The 20,235-nt window shown below is 55.8% G+C and carries 21 protein-coding genes; 15 read left to right on the top strand and 6 right to left on the bottom strand.

Features of this window, described 5'->3' with window-relative positions; translation table 11 throughout:
* Positions 1 to 1,221 carry a peptide antibiotic transporter SbmA gene (gene sbmA / locus ACQ3G7_RS06395; RefSeq protein ID WP_430889229.1) on the top strand — a complete coding sequence of 407 codons (1,221 nt, stop codon included), beginning with the start codon at positions 1 to 3 and terminating at the stop codon, positions 1,219 to 1,221.
* Positions 1,222 to 1,234: 13 nt separating this feature from the next.
* Positions 1,235 to 2,350 carry a DUF1615 domain-containing protein gene (locus tag ACQ3G7_RS06390; RefSeq protein WP_430889228.1) on the top strand — a complete coding sequence of 372 codons (1,116 nt, stop codon included), beginning with the start codon at positions 1,235 to 1,237 and terminating at the stop codon, positions 2,348 to 2,350.
* 2 nt (positions 2,351 to 2,352) lie between these two features.
* Here the strand turns inward: ACQ3G7_RS06390 and ACQ3G7_RS06385 are convergent, their stop codons facing one another.
* A complete protein-coding gene (locus ACQ3G7_RS06385; RefSeq protein WP_430889227.1) occupies positions 2,353 to 2,655 on the bottom strand; it encodes a DUF2755 family protein in 303 nt (100 codons plus the stop codon).
* Positions 2,656 to 2,934: 279 nt separating this feature from the next.
* Between ACQ3G7_RS06385 and ACQ3G7_RS06380 the strand changes: the two genes are divergently transcribed.
* Entirely contained in the window at positions 2,935 to 3,156 is a 222-nt protein-coding gene (locus ACQ3G7_RS06380; RefSeq protein WP_430889226.1) for a DUF2754 domain-containing protein, read from the top strand.
* A 3-nt stretch (positions 3,157 to 3,159) separates the two neighbouring features.
* Here ACQ3G7_RS06380 and ddlA read toward each other — a convergent pair whose 3' ends face one another.
* Positions 3,160 to 4,260 (bottom strand): D-alanine--D-alanine ligase, encoded by a 1,101-nt coding sequence (gene ddlA / locus ACQ3G7_RS06375; protein ID WP_430889346.1) that lies wholly within the window; start codon positions 4,258 to 4,260, stop codon positions 3,160 to 3,162.
* A gap of 108 nt (positions 4,261 to 4,368) precedes the next feature.
* Here ddlA and ACQ3G7_RS06370 point away from each other — a divergent pair, with 108 nt between their 5' ends.
* The 6 genes from ACQ3G7_RS06370 to ACQ3G7_RS06345 all read left to right on the top strand — a co-directional run bounded on the left by ACQ3G7_RS06370 (position 4,369) and on the right by ACQ3G7_RS06345 (position 10,012).
* On the top strand, positions 4,369 to 4,512 hold the full coding sequence (locus ACQ3G7_RS06370) for a hypothetical protein (protein WP_430889225.1): 144 nt from the start codon (positions 4,369 to 4,371) through the stop codon (positions 4,510 to 4,512).
* A gap of 153 nt (positions 4,513 to 4,665) precedes the next feature.
* Positions 4,666 to 5,856, top strand: a complete 1,191-nt coding sequence (locus ACQ3G7_RS06365; protein ID WP_430889224.1) for a multidrug efflux MFS transporter — start codon at positions 4,666 to 4,668, stop codon at positions 5,854 to 5,856.
* 261 nt (positions 5,857 to 6,117) lie between these two features.
* On the top strand, positions 6,118 to 6,378 hold the full coding sequence (iraP, locus tag ACQ3G7_RS06360; RefSeq protein ID WP_430889223.1) for an anti-adapter protein IraP: 261 nt from the start codon (positions 6,118 to 6,120) through the stop codon (positions 6,376 to 6,378).
* Positions 6,379 to 6,480: 102 nt separating this feature from the next.
* Entirely contained in the window at positions 6,481 to 7,896 is a 1,416-nt protein-coding gene (gene phoA, locus ACQ3G7_RS06355) for an alkaline phosphatase (RefSeq protein WP_430889345.1), read from the top strand.
* Positions 7,897 to 7,987: 91 nt separating this feature from the next.
* Positions 7,988 to 8,308: a phosphate starvation-inducible protein PsiF gene (psiF, locus tag ACQ3G7_RS06350; protein WP_430889222.1), complete on the top strand. Its 321-nt coding sequence runs from the start codon at positions 7,988 to 7,990 to the stop codon at positions 8,306 to 8,308.
* 180 nt (positions 8,309 to 8,488) lie between these two features.
* Complete coding sequence (locus tag ACQ3G7_RS06345) at positions 8,489 to 10,012, top strand: FAD-dependent oxidoreductase (RefSeq protein WP_430889344.1); 1,524 nt, start codon at positions 8,489 to 8,491, stop codon at positions 10,010 to 10,012.
* Positions 10,013 to 10,053: 41 nt separating this feature from the next.
* On the opposite strand, the gene proC is transcribed toward ACQ3G7_RS06345, so the two are convergent.
* Positions 10,054 to 10,860, bottom strand: a complete 807-nt coding sequence (gene proC / locus ACQ3G7_RS06340) for a pyrroline-5-carboxylate reductase (protein ID WP_430889343.1) — start codon at positions 10,858 to 10,860, stop codon at positions 10,054 to 10,056.
* 144 nt (positions 10,861 to 11,004) lie between these two features.
* Here proC and ACQ3G7_RS06335 point away from each other — a divergent pair, with 144 nt between their 5' ends.
* From ACQ3G7_RS06335 to ppnP, 5 genes are all read left to right on the top strand, one after another.
* Positions 11,005 to 11,466: a YaiI/YqxD family protein gene (locus tag ACQ3G7_RS06335; RefSeq protein WP_263097840.1), complete on the top strand. Its 462-nt coding sequence runs from the start codon at positions 11,005 to 11,007 to the stop codon at positions 11,464 to 11,466.
* Positions 11,467 to 11,738: 272 nt separating this feature from the next.
* On the top strand, positions 11,739 to 12,263 hold the full coding sequence (gene aroL, locus ACQ3G7_RS06330) for a shikimate kinase AroL (protein ID WP_263097839.1): 525 nt from the start codon (positions 11,739 to 11,741) through the stop codon (positions 12,261 to 12,263).
* Between the two features lie 50 nt (positions 12,264 to 12,313).
* Positions 12,314 to 12,505: a protein YaiA gene (gene yaiA / locus ACQ3G7_RS06325; protein WP_263097838.1), complete on the top strand. Its 192-nt coding sequence runs from the start codon at positions 12,314 to 12,316 to the stop codon at positions 12,503 to 12,505.
* A gap of 217 nt (positions 12,506 to 12,722) precedes the next feature.
* Positions 12,723 to 13,400, top strand: a complete 678-nt coding sequence (locus tag ACQ3G7_RS06320) for an AroM family protein (protein ID WP_430889221.1) — start codon at positions 12,723 to 12,725, stop codon at positions 13,398 to 13,400.
* Positions 13,401 to 13,485: 85 nt separating this feature from the next.
* On the top strand, positions 13,486 to 13,770 hold the full coding sequence (gene ppnP, locus ACQ3G7_RS06315) for a pyrimidine/purine nucleoside phosphorylase (protein ID WP_061497265.1): 285 nt from the start codon (positions 13,486 to 13,488) through the stop codon (positions 13,768 to 13,770).
* A gap of 90 nt (positions 13,771 to 13,860) precedes the next feature.
* Here the strand turns inward: ppnP and rdgC are convergent, their stop codons facing one another.
* Complete coding sequence (gene rdgC / locus ACQ3G7_RS06310) at positions 13,861 to 14,772, bottom strand: recombination-associated protein RdgC (RefSeq protein ID WP_263097836.1); 912 nt, start codon at positions 14,770 to 14,772, stop codon at positions 13,861 to 13,863.
* 99 nt (positions 14,773 to 14,871) lie between these two features.
* Here rdgC and mak point away from each other — a divergent pair, with 99 nt between their 5' ends.
* On the top strand, positions 14,872 to 15,780 hold the full coding sequence (gene mak / locus ACQ3G7_RS06305; protein ID WP_430889220.1) for a fructokinase: 909 nt from the start codon (positions 14,872 to 14,874) through the stop codon (positions 15,778 to 15,780).
* A 56-nt stretch (positions 15,781 to 15,836) separates the two neighbouring features.
* Here mak and sbcC read toward each other — a convergent pair whose 3' ends face one another.
* Together sbcC and sbcD are read right to left on the bottom strand one after the other, a co-directional pair.
* On the bottom strand, positions 15,837 to 18,983 hold the full coding sequence (gene sbcC / locus ACQ3G7_RS06300) for an exonuclease subunit SbcC (RefSeq protein WP_430889219.1): 3,147 nt from the start codon (positions 18,981 to 18,983) through the stop codon (positions 15,837 to 15,839).
* Positions 18,980 to 20,182, bottom strand: a complete 1,203-nt coding sequence (sbcD, locus tag ACQ3G7_RS06295) for an exonuclease subunit SbcD (protein ID WP_430889218.1) — start codon at positions 20,180 to 20,182, stop codon at positions 18,980 to 18,982. The genes sbcC and sbcD overlap by 4 nt, the downstream gene beginning before the upstream one ends.
* Positions 20,183 to 20,235: the final 53 nt, after the last annotated feature.

Here is a 20,235-nt window from a genome sequence, read left to right as displayed (position 1 = left end):
ATGTTTAAGTCCTTCTTCCCCCGGCCGACACTGTTCTTTTTGTCGGCCTTTATCTGGACCGCTATCGCCGTCATTTTCTGGCAGGCGGGCGGCGAAGCCTGGTTGATGCGCCTGACGGGTGCATCGGCGGACGTACCGATCAGCGCCGCGCGTTTCTGGGCCCCTGGCTACCTGCTGTTCTATGCCTATTATGCGTTCTGCGTTGGCGTATTTGCGCTGTGCTGGTTTACCTTCTCGCCGCACCGCTGGCAGCGCTGGTCGATTTTAGGCACCGCGCTGATCATCTTTGTCACCTGGTTTTTGGTGGAAGTGAATGTGGCCATCAACGCCTGGTATCAGCCGTTTTATGATCTGATTCAGACTGCGCTCAGTGCGCCGAATAAAGTCAGCATCGGCCAGCTCTATAGCGAGATTGGCGTGTTTTTGTGGATCGCACTCATTGCCGTGACGGTTGCGGTGCTGAACAACTTTTTTGTCAGCCATTATGTGTTCCGTTGGCGCGCGGCGATGAACGAATACTATATGGCGCACTGGGAGCATCTGCGGCATATCGAAGGGGCGGCGCAACGTGTGCAGGAAGACACGATGCGTTTTGCCACGACACTGGAAGATATGGGCACCAGCTTTATTAACGCGGTGATGACGCTGATTGCATTTTTGCCGGTGCTGGTGGCGTTGTCGCCGCATGTGCAGCAACTGCCGATCGTCGGGCATGTGGCCTACGGGCTGGTTATCGCCGCCATTGGCTGGGCGTTGCTGGGAACGGCGCTGCTGACCTTTGTCGGTATCAAGCTGCCAGGGCTGGAGTTTAAAAATCAGCGTGTGGAAGCGGCATACCGCAAAGAGCTGGTGTACGGTGAAGATGATGCCGGGCGCGCAAGACCGAATACCATTAGCGAGTTGTTCTCTGCGGTGCGGCGTAACTATTTCCGCCTCTATTTCCACTATATGTATTTCAACATCGCCCGTATTTTGTATATGCAGGTTGATGTGGTGTTCGGCCTGATTGTGCTGTTCCCGACCATTGCCGCCGGGGCCATCACTTTCGGTCTGATGCGCCAGATAACTAACGTATTTGAACAGGTGCGCAGTTCGTTCCAGTATTTAATCACCTCCTGGACGACGCTGGTGGAGCTGATGTCTATCTATAAACGTTTGCGCAGTTTTGAGCGTGAGCTGGATGGGCAGGAGAGCCGGCCCGTGCCCTCTATTTTCGGTTAATACAAGGAACGGTATGTCTTACGTGCCCCGTTTTTCCTGGTTGCTGGCGGCATTGATCCTCGCTGGCTGTTCGACGCAAGGCCCGGTATCGCAGAAAGAAGTGGAGAAAGAAAAAGAGCGGGAGAAAGCACAACCGCTGGATGTGGCGAGTGTTGTGCGCCAGAAAATTCCCGCCAGCGTGAAAGACCGCGAGGGCTGGGCGCAGGATCTTGCCACCACGTTTAGTAGCCAGCAGCTTGCGCCAACGCTTGAAAACATCTGTTCGGTACTGGCGGTGGCGCAGCAGGAGTCTAACTATCAGTCCGATCCCGTTGTACCGGGGCTCAGTAAAATCGCCTGGAAAGAGATCGATAAGCGTGCTGAACGCATGCACATTCCGACGGTGCTGGTGCATACCGCGTTAAAAATCCCTTCGCCGAATGGCAAAAGTTACAGCGAACGGCTGGATAACGTGAGAACCGAAAAAGAGCTGAGCGCCATTTTTGATGACTTTATCGGCATGGTGCCAATGGGGCAGAAACTGTTCGGTTCCCTGAACCCGGTACGTACCGGCGGACCGATGCAAATCAGCGTCGCTTTTGCCCAGCAGCATACGGACGGTTATCCGTGGAAAATGGCAGGCACCGTGCGTCAGGAAGTGTTCAGCCGTCGCGGTGGGTTGTGGTTCGGGACTTACCATCTGTTGAATTATCCCGCCAGTTATACCGCACCGATTTACCGCTTTGCGGATTTCAACGCCGGTTTGTATGCCAGCCGCAACGCGGCATTCCAGCATGCGGTCAGCATCGCAACCGGCGTGAAACTGGCGCTGGATGGCGACCTGATCCTCTACGGCAGCAGTGATACCGGCAGCACTGAGCGGGCTATTCGCAAACTCGGTCCCCAGCTTGGGATGAGCGACCGCGATATTCGTCGTCAGCTGGAACGCGGTGATAGCCAGGCGTTTGAGCAGACCACGCTGTGGCGTGAAGTGTATCGTCTGGCGGAGAAGAAGAGTGGCAAAACGCTGGCGCGTGAGATGTTGCCGGGCATTCAGTTAGAAAGCCCGAAGATCACCCGCAACCTGACAACCGCATGGTTTGCAAAGCGCGTGGATGATCGACGGGCAGCCTGCATGGCGCAGAATTAACGTCAGTGGTGTCGTCGCCAGCGCAGCACAAGGGCGATGACGCCAAGCAGGGCGCTTCCCGCTAAAAAAGGCACAAGGCCGAAGACAGTGCCTACGCCGAGCCCCATCTCTACCTGGGGACGGGACGCGTCCTGCATCTGCATCAGGTGTTCAAACACGCCCGGCGCGTGCACCAGCAGGTTCAACAACTGGGCACCAGCCCAGAAGCAGAGCAGAACGAACACAGCATAAGCAATATTACCCGGCCTGGAGGCGTCACGTTTTTTTGCACCCGTGAAGGGTTTTGACAGTGTAAAGTCAGCCATAAGACCTCCGGTACTCTTTAACAATTAAACAACAACCTGACACGCAACGTAATGGGTTCAGTGACCTCAGTTCGGGGTAATTTTGGCAGTTGTACCGCTTTGTCAACATCAGAAAGGTGATAATTTCGCCACGGGAAGGATCCCGGTTGATCTATTTTTGTACGCGCTCACATTTTTGTAACGTTTTAATTACTATCGCAACATTTCAGATTTAACGCATACGCCACAGACCCGACGCGCCGGTTATGCGATGATGCCTTTTTAACTGCCGGAGTTGTCATGAAGCTGCCTGTGAAAATCCGCCGTGACTGGCACTATTACGCATTTGCGATTGGGTTGATTTTTATTCTGAATGGAGTGGTGGGACTGTTGGGGTTTGAGGCCAAAGGCTGGCAGACTTACGCGGTAGGGCTGGTCACCTGGGTCATCGGTTTCTGGCTGGCCGGGTTGATTATCCGCCGCCGCCCCGATGACGAAGAGACGGCGGATAAGCCAGAGTAACGCTTAACCGTTGACGGAAATTTTCAGCGCGCTGTTGGCCTGATGGCGCGCAATCGCCAGTTCAATCAGACGCGTAATCAGCGCTGAATAGCCAATGCCGCTCGCCTGCCACAGTTTCGGGTACATGCTGATGTTCGTGAAGCCCGGCAACGTGTTGATCTCATTAATGATGACTTCATTGTCCGGCGTCAGGAACACGTCCACGCGCGCCATTCCTTCACAGCCCAGCGTCTGGTACGCCTGCACCGCAATATGGCGGATCTTGTCGTTGATTGCCGGATCAATCGCCGCCGGGACGACAACCTGCGCGCCCTTATCATCGATATACTTGGTGTCGTAGGCGTAGAACTCGCTGTTCAGCACAATTTCGCCGCAGGTGCTGGCCTGCGGGTCATCGTTACCGAGCACTGCACACTCGATCTCGCGGCCTGTGATGCCTTTTTCCACCACCACTTTTTTGTCGAATTCAAACGCCAGGCGCACGGCTTCATGGTACTGGGCTTCGCTGGTGACTTTGCTGACGCCAACGGAAGAGCCCTGATTCGCCGGTTTGACAAACATCGGCAGGCCGAGTTTCGCTTCCACGTCGCTGAAGCGGATCTGCTGGCGGTTTGCCCGCGTCAGGGTGACAAAAGGCGCGATTGCCAGCCCGGCGTCGCGCAGCAGACGTTTGGTGACGTCTTTATCCATGCAGGCGGCGGACGCCAGCACATCGGAACCCACGAACGGCAGATTCGCCAGACGCAGCATGCCCTGCAGGGAACCGTCTTCGCCCAGCGTACCGTGGACAATCGGGAAGATCACATCAACATTCGGCAACGGCGTGCTGCTTCCTGCTTCGATCAACTGCTGTTGCTCGATACCCGGCACCAGCGCAACGCTGTTTTCGGAAGGATTAAGCGCGATGTGCGCCGGATCGTGGGCGTTCAGCAGGTAATTATTCGCGTCGCTGATATGCCACTGACCCTGTTTATCGATCCCCAGCAGCACGACCTCAAACCGTGATTTGTCCATCGCGTCGACGATATTTTTCGCCGATTGCAACGACACTTCATGCTCTGCCGATTTACCGCCGAAGACCACCCCTACCCGCAGTTTTGCCATTTCTACGTTCACTCACACTGATTCCACAAAGCCCATACGATAGCACGTCAAAACGCACGATTCGCGGCCTTCTGCCATAATGTTTTTTGTATACCTGAAGGGGGAGACGTGAGAGGGAAAAGCCTGATTGCGCTGAGCAGTGTGCTGGCGCTGATTTTCATCGGTTATCACGACCTGCGTGGTGCATTACGCAGCACACGCTCCGCTGCCTGTCGCCGGAACGCCGGGCCGTTAAAGCATAAATCGCTGTGATTTATGTGGTTTTTTCATCGGACCTCCGCCATGTCCGACACTTAACAGATAAAACACCAAAGTTCTGTTAAACGCATCTCTGGCGACCCATCTGGCGCACGTTATTGTTAATCTGTGCGCTGATTGTCAAAACCTGAATAATTACGCCTGTTTATGGAATCCTGGAAGGTTAATCTTATCTCGGTGTGGTTCGGATGCTTTTTTACCGGCCTCGCCATCAGTCAAATTCTGCCGTTTTTGCCGTTGTATGTTGCGCAATTAGGCGTGACGTCCCACGAAGCGCTGTCGATGTGGTCAGGGCTGACGTTCAGCGTGACCTTCCTGGTGTCGGCCATTGTCTCGCCGATGTGGGGCAGCCTTGCGGATCGCAAGGGTCGCAAACTGATGCTACTGCGCGCCTCACTGGGCATGGCGATTGCCATTCTGTTGCAGGCCTTCGCCACCAACGTCTGGCAACTGCTGTTGCTGCGTGGGGTGATGGGGTTAACGTCGGGGTATATTCCGAATGCGATGGCGCTGGTGGCCTCCCAGGTACCGCGTGAACGCAGCGGTTGGGCGCTGAGTACCTTATCCACCGCGCAAATCAGCGGCGTGATTGGCGGGCCGTTGATGGGCGGTTTTCTCGCTGACCATTTAGGGTTGCGGATGGTCTTCTTTATCACTGCGCTGTTATTAATGGTCAGCTTCCTGGTGACGCTGTTTCTGATTAAAGAAGGCGTCAGGCCGAAGGTCAAGAAGGGCGACCGCCTCAGTGGCAAAGCGGTTTTTTCAACGCTGCCTTATCCTGGCCTGGTGCTTAGCTTGTTTGTCACGACGCTGGTGATCCAGTTGTGCAACGGTTCGATTGGCCCGATCCTCACCTTATTTATCCAGTCGCTTGCGCCGCATACCACGAATATCGCATTTCTCAGTGGCCTGATTGCCGCCATTCCGGGCGTTTCTGCGCTGATCTCCGCACCGCGGCTTGGCAAACTGGGCGATCGCATTGGCACGTCGCGCATATTGATGGGCACTATGGGCATCGCGGTGGTGCTGTTTTTCGCCATGTCATTTGTTACTTCGCCGCTGCAACTGGGGATCCTGCGTTTTATGCTGGGTTTCGTCGATGGCGCCATGTTGCCCGCCGTGCAGACACTGCTGTTGAAATATTCCAGCGATCAGGTGACCGGGCGAATTTTTGGTTACAACCAGTCCTTTATGTACCTTGGCAATGTCGCCGGGCCGTTGATGGGCGCAACCGTGTCGGCCGTGGCCGGTTTCCGTTGGGTATTTGCTGCTACCGCCGTGGTGGTGTTTATTAATCTCTGGCAATTGGGGCTGGCATTTCGTCGCGCTCGCCGCTAAGTATATAAACGAGCCGGGAAGATATTCCCGGCCTTTCTATAATGTTTTCTTATATAAATAAGCCGCCTGTTGGAATTTATAATTTGGGACTAACGTCTTAAATTAATCCGCTCTGATTTTTCATAGAAACGTTTCGTTACTTGCGCTTTTTAAATTCCCGTAAGCGTTGTGAGAAAATCCGCAAAAATAATACATGTATCTACTTTGCAACATCTGGGCAGAGTGTTAACGTCGTCGAATATCCCATCAGGAAATAGCGCTATGAAAAATCTCATTGCAGAGTTGTTGGTGAAGCTTGCCGAAAAAGAAGAGGAATCGAAAGAGCTGGTCGCCCAGGTCGAAGCGCTGGAAATTGTCGTGACTGCGCTGCTGCGTCATATGGCGTCTTCTGAGCAACAGGCGTTAATTCAAAGCATCGAAGGGGCGTTGGATGATGCCCGTCCTGGCTCCCACGTGACCAATAAGGATACGGAGTTGCTGCAACAGTACGTAAAAAAGCTGTTAAGGCACCCGCGCAGCTAACCCCCGGATACATCGACAGGACTGTCATCTGACTGTCATGCGCGCTGCCTATAGTCGCTCTGTTTTATTTTCTTTAAGTATTTGTACATGGAGAATATTAAAGTGAAACAGAGCGCATTATACCTTGCTTTATTACCGCTGTTATTTACCCCTGCTATTTATGCCGATACTACCTCTACCGCTGTGCTTGATAATCGTGCAGCGCAGGGGGATATTTCCACGCCAGGCGGCGCGCGCCGTTTGAGCGGCGACCAGACCGCTGCGTTGCGCGATTCGCTGAATGACAAACCGGCGAAGAATATTATTCTGCTGATTGGCGATGGCATGGGCGACTCCGAAATTACCGCTGCGCGAAATTATGCCGAAGGGGCGGGCGGTGCGTTTAAAGGCATCGATGCATTGCCATTAACGGGTCAATACACCCATTACGCGCTGGACAAAAAAACCGGGAAACCGGACTACGTGACGGATTCCGCGGCCTCGGCAACGGCGTGGAGCACCGGCGTCAAAACGTATAACGGCGCGCTCGGCGTCGATATTCACGAAAAAGATCATCAAACTATCCTCGAAATGGCGAAAGCGGCAGGCCTGGCGACCGGTAACGTCTCCACGGCTGAATTGCAGGATGCGACGCCTGCGGCGCTGGTTTCCCATGTGATCTCTCGTCGCTGCTATGGCCCGACAGTGACCAGTGAAAAATGCGCCCTCAACGCGCTGGAAAAAGGCGGTAAAGGGTCGATTACCGAACAGTTGCTGAATGCCCGTGCGGATGTGACGCTGGGCGGCGGGGCAAAAACCTTTAGCGAAACGGCGACAGCGGGCGAATGGAAAGGAAAAACGCTGCGTGAGCAGGCGCAGGCGCGCGGTTATCAACTGGTGGGCGACGCGTCAACGCTGGCGGCTATTACGGAAGCGAACCAGGGTAAACCGCTGCTGGGGCTGTTCTCTGATGGCAACATGCCGGTGCGCTGGGAAGGGCCGAAAGCCTCTTTGCATGGCAATCTCGATAAGCCAGCCGTGACCTGTACGCCGAACGCGAAACGTACCGACAGCATACCGACGCTGGCGGCGATGACCGAAAAAGCGATTGAACTGCTGAACAAAAATGAGAAGGGCTTCTTCCTGCAGGTTGAAGGCGCTTCCATTGATAAACAGGATCATGCGGCAAACCCGTGCGGTCAGATTGGTGAAACGGTCGATCTCGACGAAGCGGTGCAGAAAGCGCTGGAATTCGCGAAGAAAGACGGTAACACGCTGGTGATCGTCACGGCGGATCATGCCCACGCCAGCCAGATCATCGCGCCGGACAGCAAAGCGCCGGGTCTGAGTCAGTTACTGAACACCAAAGATGGTGCGGTAATGGCTATGACGTATGGCAACTCCGAAGAAGAGTCGATGGAGCATACTGGTGCGCAAGTTCGCATTGCCGCCTATGGCCCACATGCCGGGAACGTGGTGGGACTGACCGATCAGACCGATCTGTTCTATACCATGAAAGCGGCGCTGAGCCTGAAATGATTGCTGCCCGGCGGTAAATCTTTGCCGCCGGGTGGTTTTTTCCCTGTTCAGGGCCATCCTTAAAGAGCCACACTGACAGAAGGATGGTGCGATGAAAATAACATTCCTGGTTACCCTCGTATTCGGTCTGCTGTTTGTCACGGCGCTGAGCGCCGCCGAAAAAAATCTTACCCCTCAGCAGCAACGCATGACCCTCTGTAATCAACAGGCCACGGCGCAAACGCTCTCAGGCGATGCCCGTAAGCACTACATGAGCGACTGCCTGAAGAACACCAAAACTGAACCCGGTCAGAAAAGCCTGACGCCGCAGCAGCAACGCATGCGCGAGTGTAATGCGCAGGCGACGCAGCAATCGCTGAAAGGCGACGATCGCAGTAAATTCATGAGCGCCTGCCTGAAAAAACAGGGCTAAAAAAGGGGTGAGCGGTTGTTCGTGCTCACCCTCCTGTTCCTGTCTTCTTCACCCGGTTGCCCGCTGGCTAATCTCTGCCAGGCTTAACAGGTGAGCAACGTTCTCTTTTTTCCTCTCCTCGTGGTTGTGCGCTGTCTGGCGTGACGCCCGTTTTTGCAACACTGACACGGGAGCAATATGATGAACTATCAATATGTTACCGACCTCAATTCCTTGCCGGAAAACCAACCGGTAAAAGTGGATGTGGCGGGAACCACTCTGATCCTTATCCGCACGCTTGGTCAGGTTCGCGCTTTTCAGAGCAAATGCCCCCATGCGGGCGGGCCGTTGGAGAAGGGGGCGATTTGCGACGGCAAACTGGTGTGCCCCTGGCATAAAGCGGCGTTCGACATTACCAATGGTGAGTGGCGCGAACCGCTGGCGTTAACCAATCTCAAACAGTACCCGGTGCTTATTGAGCAAAACCGTGTGTTAGTGAACCCGCGTCCACGATCTCCCGCCAGCAGACCGAACATCCGCGGCGATCGCCCGCAAACAGCGGTGATCCTCGGCACGGGCGCAGCAGGCAGCGCAGCGGCGATCACGTTGCGTGACGCCGGTTTTTCGGGGCATCTGATCCTGATCGATAAAGACGATGGTGCACCCTACGATCGCACGGCGCTGAGTAAATTTGTCCCTGCCGGCAAAATGAAAATCAGCGAGGTTCCCCATCTGCTGGATGAGACATTTTACAGCCAGCCCGGTGTTGAGCGTCTGCGTGACGAGGTGACTGCGCTGGATTACCACGCGCATCAGCTAACGCTTGCCAATGGGCGGCCTGTTCACTTCGACAAATTGTTGCTGGCAACGGGCGGTCAGCCAGTATGGCCAGAGATCCCCGGTAATCACCTGGCGGGTGTGCATGTCTTACGGGATATTCATCAGGCACAGCGCCTGCTCAACGAGGTGGAGCAGGAACAACAACTGGTGGTGATCGGCAACAGTTTTATCGCCATGGAACTGGCGGCGGCGCTGCGTAACCAGGATATTGATGTCACGGTGCTGTCGCGCCATGCACTGCCGTTTGTGCCGCAATTTGGTGAAGAGATAGGGCGGCGCTTTCGCGATCTGCATAAGCAAAATGGTGTGAAATTTATGACCGGCGAGCCGGTCGCGCTGGAAGGGAACGGCCATGTGCAGGGGGTGAAGCTGAAAAATGGTCGCACCCTGCCTGCGCATGTGGTGGTCTTCGCGACAGGTGTGCGCCCCGCCACGGAGTTAGCCCACGATCTGCCCCATGAACAAGACGGTAGTCTGAGCGTGGATGAAACCCTGAGCGCCGCGCCGGACGTCTGGGCGGTTGGCGATATTGCCAGTTACCCGGCGCCAGAAGGGCGCAGACGGATTGAACACTGGCGCGTCGCGCAGCAGCAAGGGCATATTGCAGCGCTGAATATGCTGGGCGAACATCATGCATTTGATCGGGTGCCGTTTTTCTGGACCACCCACTTTGGCACCCGTTTTGAGTACCTCGGTTATGCCCGCGAGTGGGACAGCATAAAAATGCTCGGTTCGTTTGATGATAAACGTTTTGCGGTGCTGTACGGCGAAGCGGGAGTGTTAAAAGCGGTATTAAGCTGTGGCGAGTACAGCGCGACGGCGGGATTACTGTTGAAGATGCAGCAGCCTGTCAGCCTCAATGTTGCCAGCGAAATGCTGGCCTGACAGGCGCTGAAATCCTCTCCCCGTTGGGGAGAGGTGGCGGGTTACTTGCTGAGTTTATCGGACTTTGCCATGCAGGCTTCGATGGCCTCAATGACCGCCGAGCGGAAGCCTTTCTCTTCCAGCACTTTTACCGCTTCAATGGTGGTGCCGCCGGGGGAGCAGACCATATCTTTCAGCTCGCCCGGATGCTTGCCGGTTTCCAGCACCATTTTGGCTGAGCCCATGACCGCCTGAGCGGCAAATTTGTAAGCCTGCGCGCGCGGCATACCGCCCAGCACGGCGGCATCCGCCATCGCTTCAATAAACATAAACACATAGGCGGGCGCGGAACCGCTCACGCCGACTACCGGGTGGATCATCGGTTCGGCAATCACTTCGGCTTCACCAAAGCAGCGGAAGATATTGAGGACATCGGCGATGTCTTCCGGCGTGACGAGGGCGTTTGGCGTAATGGAGGTCATCCCGGCGTTGACCAGCGAGGGGGTATTCGGCATGGCGCGCACAATTTTACGATCGTGGCCGAGTGCGCGCGCCAGTTGATCGAGCGTCACACCCGCGGCAATAGAGACAACCAGCGTCTCTTTATTCAGGCTGGAGGCCACTTCGCTCAGTACTTTCACCATGATGTTCGGCTTCACGGCGCCAAACACGATGTCGGCGATCTGCGCCACTTCCTGCGCGCTTTGCGACGCATTGATGCCAAACTGATCGTGCAGGGCGGCGACTTTATCAGGCGACGGGGTATACACCCAGATTTGCCCGGGCAGAACCTGCCCGCTTGAGATCAGGCCGCCGAGGATCGCCTTACCCATGTTACCGCAGCCGATAAAACCGATTTTTTTTTCCATCACGTCTGTCTCTCTGCTTGTAATTGCTTGTGGCATATAGCTTAACGTGGATTGCCGCGCAGGGCTAAAGCTTCTGCGACGATCGTACGACTTTCCACTGCGGGGAATTAAAGCGACAATGCGGCGCAATCAAAAGGAGCAACTATGGCGATTTGGGTCGATGCGGACGCCTGTCCGAACGTGATCAAAGAGATTTTATTCCGCGCCGCTGAGCGCACGCAAACCCCGCTGACGCTGGTGGCTAACCAGAGTTTGCGCGTTCCACCGTCGCGGGTGATCCGCACGTTGAGAGTGCCGGCAGGGTTTGATGTGGCCGATAACGAAATCGTGCGGCTGTGTAGCGCAGAAGATTTGGTGATCACGGCGGACATTCCACTGGCGGCGGAAGTGCTGGCCAAAGGCGCCGCGGCGCTGAACCCGCGCGGTGAACGTTATACTGAAGCGACCATTCGTGAAAAACTGACCCTGCGTGATTTTATGGATACGCTGCGCGCCAGCGGCATTCAGACTGGCGGCCCGGATAGCCTTTCGCAGCGGGATCGTCAGCAGTTTGCTGCGCAACTGGATAAGTGGCTGCTGGAGGTTAAGCGCCGCCAGGCAGAATAAATTTTGCGCAACCTCGCGTAACAGGGTATGGTTTGCCGCCTTGCGGGCTTGTCAGCCTGTGATACATTCAGTAATGTTGCCGCTACATGTGTTGCCACGGAATCTTTACAGCCTTAGTCGTTATCCGCTCTGGGTAAAATGAGATTATGCTCCGTGGTGGACATAAAAGTGTAATGTAAATCTTACAGTGAATATTGTACTAGTTTAGTGATATCATTCGCTGTCTCATTATCCGTCCTGCGTTGCGCAGGACCCGGAGGAAACACCAGTTCATGACGCTACCCATTTTTTTAATTGGCGCACGCGGTTGCGGTAAAACCACCGTGGGTCTGGCACTGGCACTGGCGCAGGGATGCGAGTTTATCGATACCGATCACTGGTTGCAGGAAGAGGTTAAGCAGAGTATTGCGACCATTGTTGATAATGAAGGGTGGGACGGATTCCGTGCAAAAGAAACGGCGGCGCTGGAGGCGGTAACCGCGCCGGCAAGGGTGATCGCCACCGGAGGCGGCATTGTGCTTAGCGAATATAACCGCCGTTTTATGCGTGAAAAAGGTGTGGTGATCTATCTGTGCGCGCCGGTGTCAGTACTGGCCGATCGGCTGGAGGCGTTCCCGGAAGAGGGGCAGCGCCCAACACTAACCGGGAAGCCTATCAGCGAAGAGGTGAGTGAAGTGCTGGCGCTCCGCGATGCGTTATACCGTGAAGCTGCGCACTATGTGGTGGATGCGGCGCTACCGCCAGAGCAGGTGGTGACGGACATTGAAGCGGCACTACAGCTGGCTCGCGCCAGTTAGCGAAACGTTTGTCTATACTTAATAGCCCGACCGATAAAAAAGGAAGAGCTATGCCGACGAAACCACCCTATCCGCGTGAAGCCCGCATTGTTGCCGTTGAAAAAGGTACAGGCACTCAGACGGTGACCTGGTACCAGCTACGTGCAGACCATCCTAAGCCCGATGCATTAATCAGTGAGCATCCTACCGAGCAGGAAGCGCTGGATGCTAAAAAACGCTATGAAGATCCGGATAAAAGCTAAGCCGGATAGTCAACCAGCGGCATTATTTTCTGAAAATTTTAGAAACGGACTTACATCACATTTTGGGGCTGGCTGATTGCCCCTCAGTTGGTATATTTCATTATTACTGGAATCTACATGAACACGGGAGCGGTTCGTTGACCCTACGTGCAGTGGCATCTGCCGGGGTAGTGGTTAACGCATAAGCAGTCAGAATGATTGAAAGGCGGAAAGCAGAATGAGTGCGACTTTGGCGATCCTCACCATTGGTGTGGTGCCGGTAGAAGAGACCTTACCGCTCCTGACAGAACATGTGTCAGCGCAGCAGATCACCCATATCAGCCTGCTGGGTAAAATGTCTCCCGATGAGGTGCGCAGTGAATACCGCGTTGAAGCTGGCGATGTCGCTGTTCCGACGCGTCTGCAGGATGACAGTCTGGGGATGCTCTCCCGCGCAAAAGTCGAGCGCGATCTGCAAAGCGTTATCGAAGTGCTGGATAACCAGGGCTACGATGTCATCCTGCTACTGAGTACGGCGGATATTCAGGGGCTGGTGGCGCGTAATGCGATCCTCGTGGAGCCGCAGCGCATTATCCCTCCTCTGGTGGCCTCGATTGTCGACGGGCACCAGGTCGGCGTGATGGTGCCGATCCCGGAATTGATGGCGCAGCAAAAAAGAAAATGGCAGGTGCTGGAAAATGAGCCTTACTATGTGCTGGCTCATCCTTGGCTGGCGACAGACTCTGAATTGATCAGCGCCGGGAAGACATTGCTGGAACAAGGTGCAGATGTGTTAATGCTCGATTGTCTCGGTTTCCATCAGCAGCACCGTGATTTACTCCAGAAAGCGCTGGATGTTCCGGTTTTATTATCTAATGTACTGGCGGCGCGCCTTGCGTCAGAACTGCTGGTCTAGGCCGCAGTACTGCGCAATTTCGCGTGACAGAAGCAAAGCACGGCCTCTATATTGTTTTTTCATACATTTTTAAAAGGGCCAGTTCATGCTTCAAAGTAACGAATACTTTTCCGGTAAAGTGAAATCCATTGGGTTTACCAGCAGTAGCACTGGCCGTGCCAGCGTTGGCGTTATGGCGGAAGGGGAATACACCTTCGGGACTGCGCAGCCTGAAGAGATGACGGTCGTGAGCGGCGCGCTGAATGTGTTGCTGCCGGGGGAAACCGTGTGGAAAGTCTACAGTGCCGGCGACGTGTTCAACGTGCCTGGCCACAGTGAATTCCATTTGCAGGTTGCGGAACCGAGCTCTTATCTCTGCCGCTATTTGTAATATCATGCCGCCGGATGACGGCTCCGCCTTAGTTGGCCTGCAAGGAATTTTGCAGGACTGATAAGCGAAGCGCCATCCGGCAAGATCGGTTTAGCGTTGCGCTTCGCCGCCTAAGCCTTCCACCAGATTTTGAATCAATGCCGCCAGCTCGCCGGTCATCAGAATAAAATCGGCATCAAAGCGCTGAGCGTAATCATCCCGGTCGATATCTTCGTTCTGATCGCGCAGTTCGTCAGAGAACTTCAGGCGCTTAACGGAACCGTCGTCGCACATCAGGAACTGGATACGTTGCTGCCAGTCGAGAGCCAGTTTGGTGACCACTTTGCCGGCTTCAATATGTACAGCGATTTCGTCGCTCACCAGATCCTGTTTTTTCGCGCGGATCACGCCGCCATCTTCCAGCATCGCTTTGAGTTCAGCTTCATCCAGTAACTGGAACCCTTGTGCGACGGTGCCGGAGCGGACCCATTCGGTCAGCGTCAGCTCAATCGGGTTCTCCATCGCCAGCGGAACCACCGGCAGCGAGCCGAGGCTTTTACGCAGCAACGCCAGCGTATCTTCCGCTTTTTTGGCACTGGCGCAGTCAACCATAATTAAGCCGTTGACGGTGTCGATCCACATCATGGTCTGGCTGAAGCGGCTAAACGCGCGCGGCAACAGGGAGTGCAGCACTTCATCTTTCAGGGAGTCTTTTTCCGTTTTTTTCAGTTTACGGCCCTGTTCAGCTTCGAGACGGGAAATTTTGGCTTCCAGTGCTTGCTTGACCACCGGCGTCGGCAGAATTTTTTCTTCTTTACGGGCGCAGATAATAATCTGGCCATTGGCGGTATGGGTCAGCGCGTCGCTGTGTGAACCCATCGGTGGAACCCATCCGGTTTTCGCCATATCCTGACTACCGCATGGAGTAAACGATAGTGGGGCAAGCTGTTTTTCCATCTCTTCCGCACGCAGCGCAACATCGCGGCTGAGACGGTATACCATTAAATTTTTGAACCACAGCATGATTTTTTCCACGGCCTTGTCGTTAAATGCAGCGGGCATGATAGCGAATTGTTGTCGTCGTTGCATTGCTAATGCGTGGTCCACTATGAGGAGTTTGATGTGCGTATCGGTATCGATTTAGGTGGGACAAAAACAGAAATCATTGCGCTGGACGATAGCGGCAACGCGTTATTTCGCCATCGTCAGTCCACGCCGCATGATTATCTGCAAACCATAGAGCTGATTGCTTCATTGGTGGATCTGACGGAAAAAGAGACGGGTCAGACTGGCACGGTCGGTATGGGGATCCCGGGGTCGATTTCGCCCTACACCGGGGTAGTGAAAAATGCTAACTCCACGTGGCTGAACGGTAAACCGTTCGACAGAGATTTGAGTCAGCGACTGAACCGCGAAGTGCGACTGGCCAATGACGCCAACTGCCTGGCGGTATCTGAAGCCGTGGATGGCGCGGCGGCAGGCGAGCATACCGTTTTCGCCGTGATTATCGGTACCGGTTGCGGTTCCGGTATTGCGATCAACGGGCATTCACACATTGGCGGTAACGGTACGGCGGGAGAGTGGGGGCATAATCCGCTACCGTGGATGGATGACGACGAGCTGCATTACCGCGCGGAAGTCGCCTGTTATTGCGGCAAACAGGGCTGTATTGAGACGTTTATTTCCGGCACCGGTTTTGCGACCGATTACCACCGTTTAGGGGGGCAGCCGTTAAAGGGCAGCGAGATTATTCGTCTGGCGGAGGCGCAGGATCCAATAGCGGAGTTAGCATTGAGCCGTTATGAGCTGCGGCTTGCCAAGTCGCTGGCGCATGTGGTCAATATTCTCGATCCGGATGTGATTGTGCTGGGCGGCGGGATGAGCAATGTGGATCGTCTGTACCAGACCGTACCTGGGCTGGTGAAAAACTGGGTCTTTGGCGGTGAGTGCGAGACCCCAATCCGTAAGGCGCTGCACGGCGATTCCAGCGGCGTGCGCGGCGCGGCCTGGTTATGGCCGCTGGGCGAGTAATCAATGCGTATGTGAGTGTGCAGGCCTGATGGCGCTTTGCTTATCAGGCCTGCCAGTCAGCGCGACAAAACGGCGTATTTGCCGTCGAGTTTGCTGTAACCCAGGCCGTTGATCTTCTTCACTTTGATCTGCACCGGAATACGCTCTTTCATTGCTTCGACATGGCTGATAACGCCAATGGTCTTGCCGCTGGCATTGAGCGCGTCCAGCGCATCGAGGGCGGTATCCAGCGTTTCGCTATCCAGTGTGCCGAAACCCTCGTCGAGGAACAGTGAATCGATGCGGGTTTTGTGACTCACAAGATCGGACAACGCCAGCGCCAGCGCCAGGCTGACCAGGAAACTTTCGCCGCCGGAGAGCGTGCGCGTATCGCGCACGGCGTCCGCCTGCCAGGTATCCACCACTTCCAGCTCCAGCGCTTCGCTGGCTTTGCGTTTCAACAGATAGCGGCCATGCAGGCGCGTCAGCTGATTGTTCGCCAGCCACACCAGATTATCCAGCGTTAAGCCCTGCGCGAATTTGCGGAACTTATCACCCTCTTTGGAGCCAATCAGCGCGTTCAGATGCCCCCAATCGTCACAGCGGGCGGTGGCCTGTTCTATCTCCTGCAACACGTTTATCTGGCGCTGGCGGTTATCGCTATCCTGCTTCAGTTGCTGGCGGAACTCGCCCTGGCGGGTGGTATTTTCCCGTAACTGGCGACCGAGTTGTTCCAGCGCCAGGCTGGCGCTCTCCGTCGTGCTATTGGCGTCCATTCCGGCGGGCAGTTGCGCCTGGTGCGCCGTGAAGGCCTGCTCAGCGCTGGCGGCAAGCGTCTGCTTCTGTTGGCAATCGCGTTCGAGTTGCTGCCGTAACTGCTCCAGACGCTGGCGCTCTCCGTCATCCAGCAAAGCGGCGAGAAACGCCTGCTGATCGGCAAACACGCTGTTTTTCAACGTGTCGGAAAACTGGTTTTCCAGCGTCTTTTCGCTTTCGCTCTGCTGTGCAAGCTGGTGTTGCAACGTCTGCCATTGGCTGTGCAGCGAAATGCAATCATTATGTACCTGGCGCCAGCCCTCCAGCGGGATAATCTGCTCATCCACCGCTATCTCATCGGCGGGCAGCGTGTCGATGATGGGCGTAAGCAACGCCATACGCTCATGCAGGGCGGTCAGCTGTTGTTGTTGCTGTTGCCACTGCTCCGCTTCCTGCGCACGCGCGGCCAGCCACGCTTCCTCTTCACCTTCCGGTGGCAGGCTCAGCGCCAGCGGCTGCAAGGCCTCGGCGAGACTGGCGCGACGACGAACCACCGCCTGTTGATAATGTTCGCCCTGCTGGTGTAATTCGTGGATTTGAAGTTGCAGTGTCTGGCGCTGATTGAGCAGATACAACTGATGCTCATACGCGTCCTGCGCGCTTTGCCAACTGGTCAGTTCGCGATGCGGCTCCAGCACCACGTTCAGCTCTGCACAGGCCTTCGCCCATGCCTCTAGCAACGCTTTCTCGTCCTGTTGCTGCGTGGCAATTTCGCGCTCATCTTTTTCATAGCGTTCGCCGAGCCCTTTCAGCCGTTCGCCGAGCGCAACACCTTCCTCTTTGACCTGGCGGACTTCCAGATCCAGCGCGTTACGCCGGGCCTGATTAACGCCCGGTTCGAGCGTCTGATAGTGCGCAATTGCCGGGTGCTCGGTTGCGCCGCACAGCGGGCAGGGATGCCCCGGTTGCAGACGGGCGCGTTCGCTCTCCAGGTCTTTGATGCGGTTTTCCAGCTCGCAAATGGTGGTGACCTCACTCAACAGCTGGTTCTTTTCTTTATACACCTCGCGCTTGCGCGCCAGCCCGGCGCTGAGCGTTTCCTGTTCGGCTTTCAGGTCGAGCAAACTTTGCTGGCGCAGGCTTAATTGCTTGCGCAGTGGTGCAAAACGGGCGTGCAGGGCGGTCAGTTGCTGGCGCAGCGGGCGGTTTTGCGCGCACTGGTGCATGGCAGCGGCTGTCTCTTCCACGCTGAGTTCCAGCGTGGCGATCGGCAGGGTGCGCAGTTTGGTCTCATGACTCTGGATGCGCTGTTGCAGGCTCAGCCACTGCTTTTTCTCATCGTCTAACTGATTAAACAGCGCCCGCCAGCCAGTCAGCTCGCTTTGCCAACGCTGGAAACGCGCATGTTCGCTCAGCCAGCTCTCCAGCGTTTTGTGCGTGGCTTGCAGGGTCGCGAGTTGTTGCACGGCGCTGGCGCGGATGCGTGCACGCTGGAGCAGACTGGCCTGTAAGCGAGTGTTTACTTCTTCGCTCTGGTTGCGGGTGCGACGCTGCACATTGCGTTGCTCTTCCAGTCTGTCCCAAAGGGGGCGAAGCTGCTGTGCTGGTTGCGCGCGTTCCAGCGCCGCCAGTTGCGGCTGCGCACTGGTCTGCGCCTGTTGCGCCTGTACCAGCGCCGCCTGCGCACGGCCTCTGGCGGCGCGTAGCTCGCCATCGCGGTTCAGCCAGTTTGCCTGCGCCTGGGCGCTGCCTAGCCCTGCCATGAGCTGCTGTTCTTGTGAAGTGAGCGCCTGCAAACCTTGCTCAAGCTGTTGGCGCTGCTCATCATTCAGCACCACCACCCCTTCGGCCTGTGCTTGTAATGTTTCCAGTCGGGTTTTCGCCGCTTTGTGTTTCTCAAACACGCGGGCGGAAATCTGCCCGTAAATTTCGGTGCCGGTCAGCTCTTCCAGCAGCTCTGCGCGCTCGCGAGGTTTGGCATTGAGAAAGGCCGCGAATTGCCCCTGTGAGAGCAGCATCGAGCGGGTAAAGCGCCCGTAATCCAGCCCGGTTAGCGAGGCGGTAAGATCGAGTTTATCTTTGACTTTGTCGGCGAGGATCTTACCGTCGGCGCAGGTTGCCAGCTCCACGCGCGGCGCTTGCAGATTGCCGTCCGGCAAACCGCGGGCGCGGCTCTGGCTCCAAAACGCGCGGTAGGCCACGCCTTTGACCTCAAACTCCACCTCTGCCAGACAGTCGGCGGTGTCGCGGGTCATTAAATCGTTTTGCGATTGTGACAACGTACTGAGGCGCGGCGTTTCGTGGTACAACGCCAGGCAGATGGCATCCAGCAATGTGGTTTTGCCCGCGCCGGTCGCGCCGGTAATGGCGAACAGACCGTTGCTGGCAAAGGGTTCTTCGGTGAAGTCGATTTTCCATTCGCCTTTCAGCGAGTTAAGGTTTTTCAGCCGCAAACTGAGAATTTTCATGCTTCTTTCTCCTCGTCCAGCGCCTGCAATGTTTCGCTGAACAGCGCCTGTAATCGCCCTTGCTGCGTCTCGTCGAGTTCTTCCTGCGCCAGGCGGCGGGCAAAGACCTCTTCGACTTTTAATTCATTGAGGGTCTCGCGCAATTCACCGGCAAGTATACGTTCCCGCTGTTCCCGGCTACGGCGAACCAGCAGGACGTCAACCGGGAGATCTTCCGTCACCTGCTGGATTTTTCGTTGCATATCGGCCAGGTATTCGCCACTGACGATTTCGATATCCAGCCAGACGGGGGTGTCGCCAGGTTTGTCGCGCCACTGTTCAAGCTGGCGGCAAATCTCAGCAAAATCGCCTTTGATAACCGCCAGCGCCTGCGTGGCAGGAACATCCAGTGCGGTAACGTCGGCCAGTTTGCCTGCGGTAAAGGTCACCAGATTGACGCTTTTACTTTTGCCGGTTTCGTCAAAACTGAGTGGGATCGGCGAGCCGCAATAGCGGATGCGCTCCTCACCGCCGATCTTTTGCGCCCGGTGGATATGCCCAAGGGCGATATAGTCGGCGGGAGGGAAGTTCTGCGCCGGGAACGCATCCAGCGTGCCGATATAAATGTCGCGTACGGCGTCGCTTTTGCTGGCGCCGACGGTGGTTAAATGGCCGCTGGCGATGATCGGCAGTGGTTTATCGCCGCGCAGTTCGCTGGCTGCGGTAAATTGTTGCTGGTAATACCCGGTGATCGCCGCCAGCAGGTGTTGCTGTTTTTCCTGCCCGGACAACCCGGCCTGGCTGAGCATAATGTCGCGCGGGCGCAGGAAGGGCACCGGGCAGAATACCGCGCCCGGTTCACCGTTGCGGCGGTAAAGCCAGAAAGGCTCTACGCCTGCGCTGGCGACGACGGTGGTTTTCAGATACGCGAGGATCTCTTTCGATTCGTTGAGCGTGGCCACCGAATCATGGTTGCCTGCCAGCACCACTAACTGGCAGCCGGTTTGCTGAAGTTTGACCACGAAACGGTTATACAGCTCACGGGCGTAGCTGGGCGGGGAGCCAGTGTCAAAAACATCGCCCGCCACAATAATGGCGTCGACCTGATTCTCTTCCGCCGTGGCCAGCAGCCAGTCGAGGAAAGCGGCGTGTTCAGCGGCGCGGCTCTTGCTATAGAAGTTTTGACCCAGGTGCCAGTCAGAGGTGTGAATAATGCGCATAGCGGTTCCGTGGCAAAAAAGCATAAAGCAGATTATAAACATTAAGCAGATGA

The organism is Kosakonia sp. N21, from assembly GCF_050587465.1.
In the GTDB taxonomy this organism is placed as follows: Bacteria; Pseudomonadota; Gammaproteobacteria; order Enterobacterales; family Enterobacteriaceae.
Note: the sequence above shows the minus strand (reverse complement) of the source record. Positions and strands in the feature narration are given on the sequence as shown.

Coding starts and splice junctions, on each gene's coding strand:
- sbmA (WP_430889229.1), top strand. CDS start 1: ATGTTTAAGTCCTTCTTCCCCCGGCCGACACTGTTCTTTTTGTCGGCC.
- ACQ3G7_RS06390 (WP_430889228.1), top strand. CDS start 1,235: ATGTCTTACGTGCCCCGTTTTTCCTGGTTGCTGGCGGCATTGATCCTC.
- ACQ3G7_RS06385 (WP_430889227.1), bottom strand. CDS start 2,655: ATGGCTGACTTTACACTGTCAAAACCCTTCACGGGTGCAAAAAAACGT.
- ACQ3G7_RS06380 (WP_430889226.1), top strand. CDS start 2,935: ATGAAGCTGCCTGTGAAAATCCGCCGTGACTGGCACTATTACGCATTT.
- ddlA (WP_430889346.1), bottom strand. CDS start 4,260: ATGGCAAAACTGCGGGTAGGGGTGGTCTTCGGCGGTAAATCGGCAGAG.
- ACQ3G7_RS06365 (WP_430889224.1), top strand. CDS start 4,666: ATGGAATCCTGGAAGGTTAATCTTATCTCGGTGTGGTTCGGATGCTTT.
- iraP (WP_430889223.1), top strand. CDS start 6,118: ATGAAAAATCTCATTGCAGAGTTGTTGGTGAAGCTTGCCGAAAAAGAA.
- psiF (WP_430889222.1), top strand. CDS start 7,988: ATGAAAATAACATTCCTGGTTACCCTCGTATTCGGTCTGCTGTTTGTC.
- ACQ3G7_RS06345 (WP_430889344.1), top strand. CDS start 8,489: ATGAACTATCAATATGTTACCGACCTCAATTCCTTGCCGGAAAACCAA.
- proC (WP_430889343.1), bottom strand. CDS start 10,860: ATGGAAAAAAAAATCGGTTTTATCGGCTGCGGTAACATGGGTAAGGCG.
- ACQ3G7_RS06335 (WP_263097840.1), top strand. CDS start 11,005: ATGGCGATTTGGGTCGATGCGGACGCCTGTCCGAACGTGATCAAAGAG.
- aroL (WP_263097839.1), top strand. CDS start 11,739: ATGACGCTACCCATTTTTTTAATTGGCGCACGCGGTTGCGGTAAAACC.
- yaiA (WP_263097838.1), top strand. CDS start 12,314: ATGCCGACGAAACCACCCTATCCGCGTGAAGCCCGCATTGTTGCCGTT.
- ACQ3G7_RS06320 (WP_430889221.1), top strand. CDS start 12,723: ATGAGTGCGACTTTGGCGATCCTCACCATTGGTGTGGTGCCGGTAGAA.
- ppnP (WP_061497265.1), top strand. CDS start 13,486: ATGCTTCAAAGTAACGAATACTTTTCCGGTAAAGTGAAATCCATTGGG.
- rdgC (WP_263097836.1), bottom strand. CDS start 14,772: ATGCTGTGGTTCAAAAATTTAATGGTATACCGTCTCAGCCGCGATGTT.
- sbcC (WP_430889219.1), bottom strand. CDS start 18,983: ATGAAAATTCTCAGTTTGCGGCTGAAAAACCTTAACTCGCTGAAAGGC.
- sbcD (WP_430889218.1), bottom strand. CDS start 20,182: ATGCGCATTATTCACACCTCTGACTGGCACCTGGGTCAAAACTTCTAT.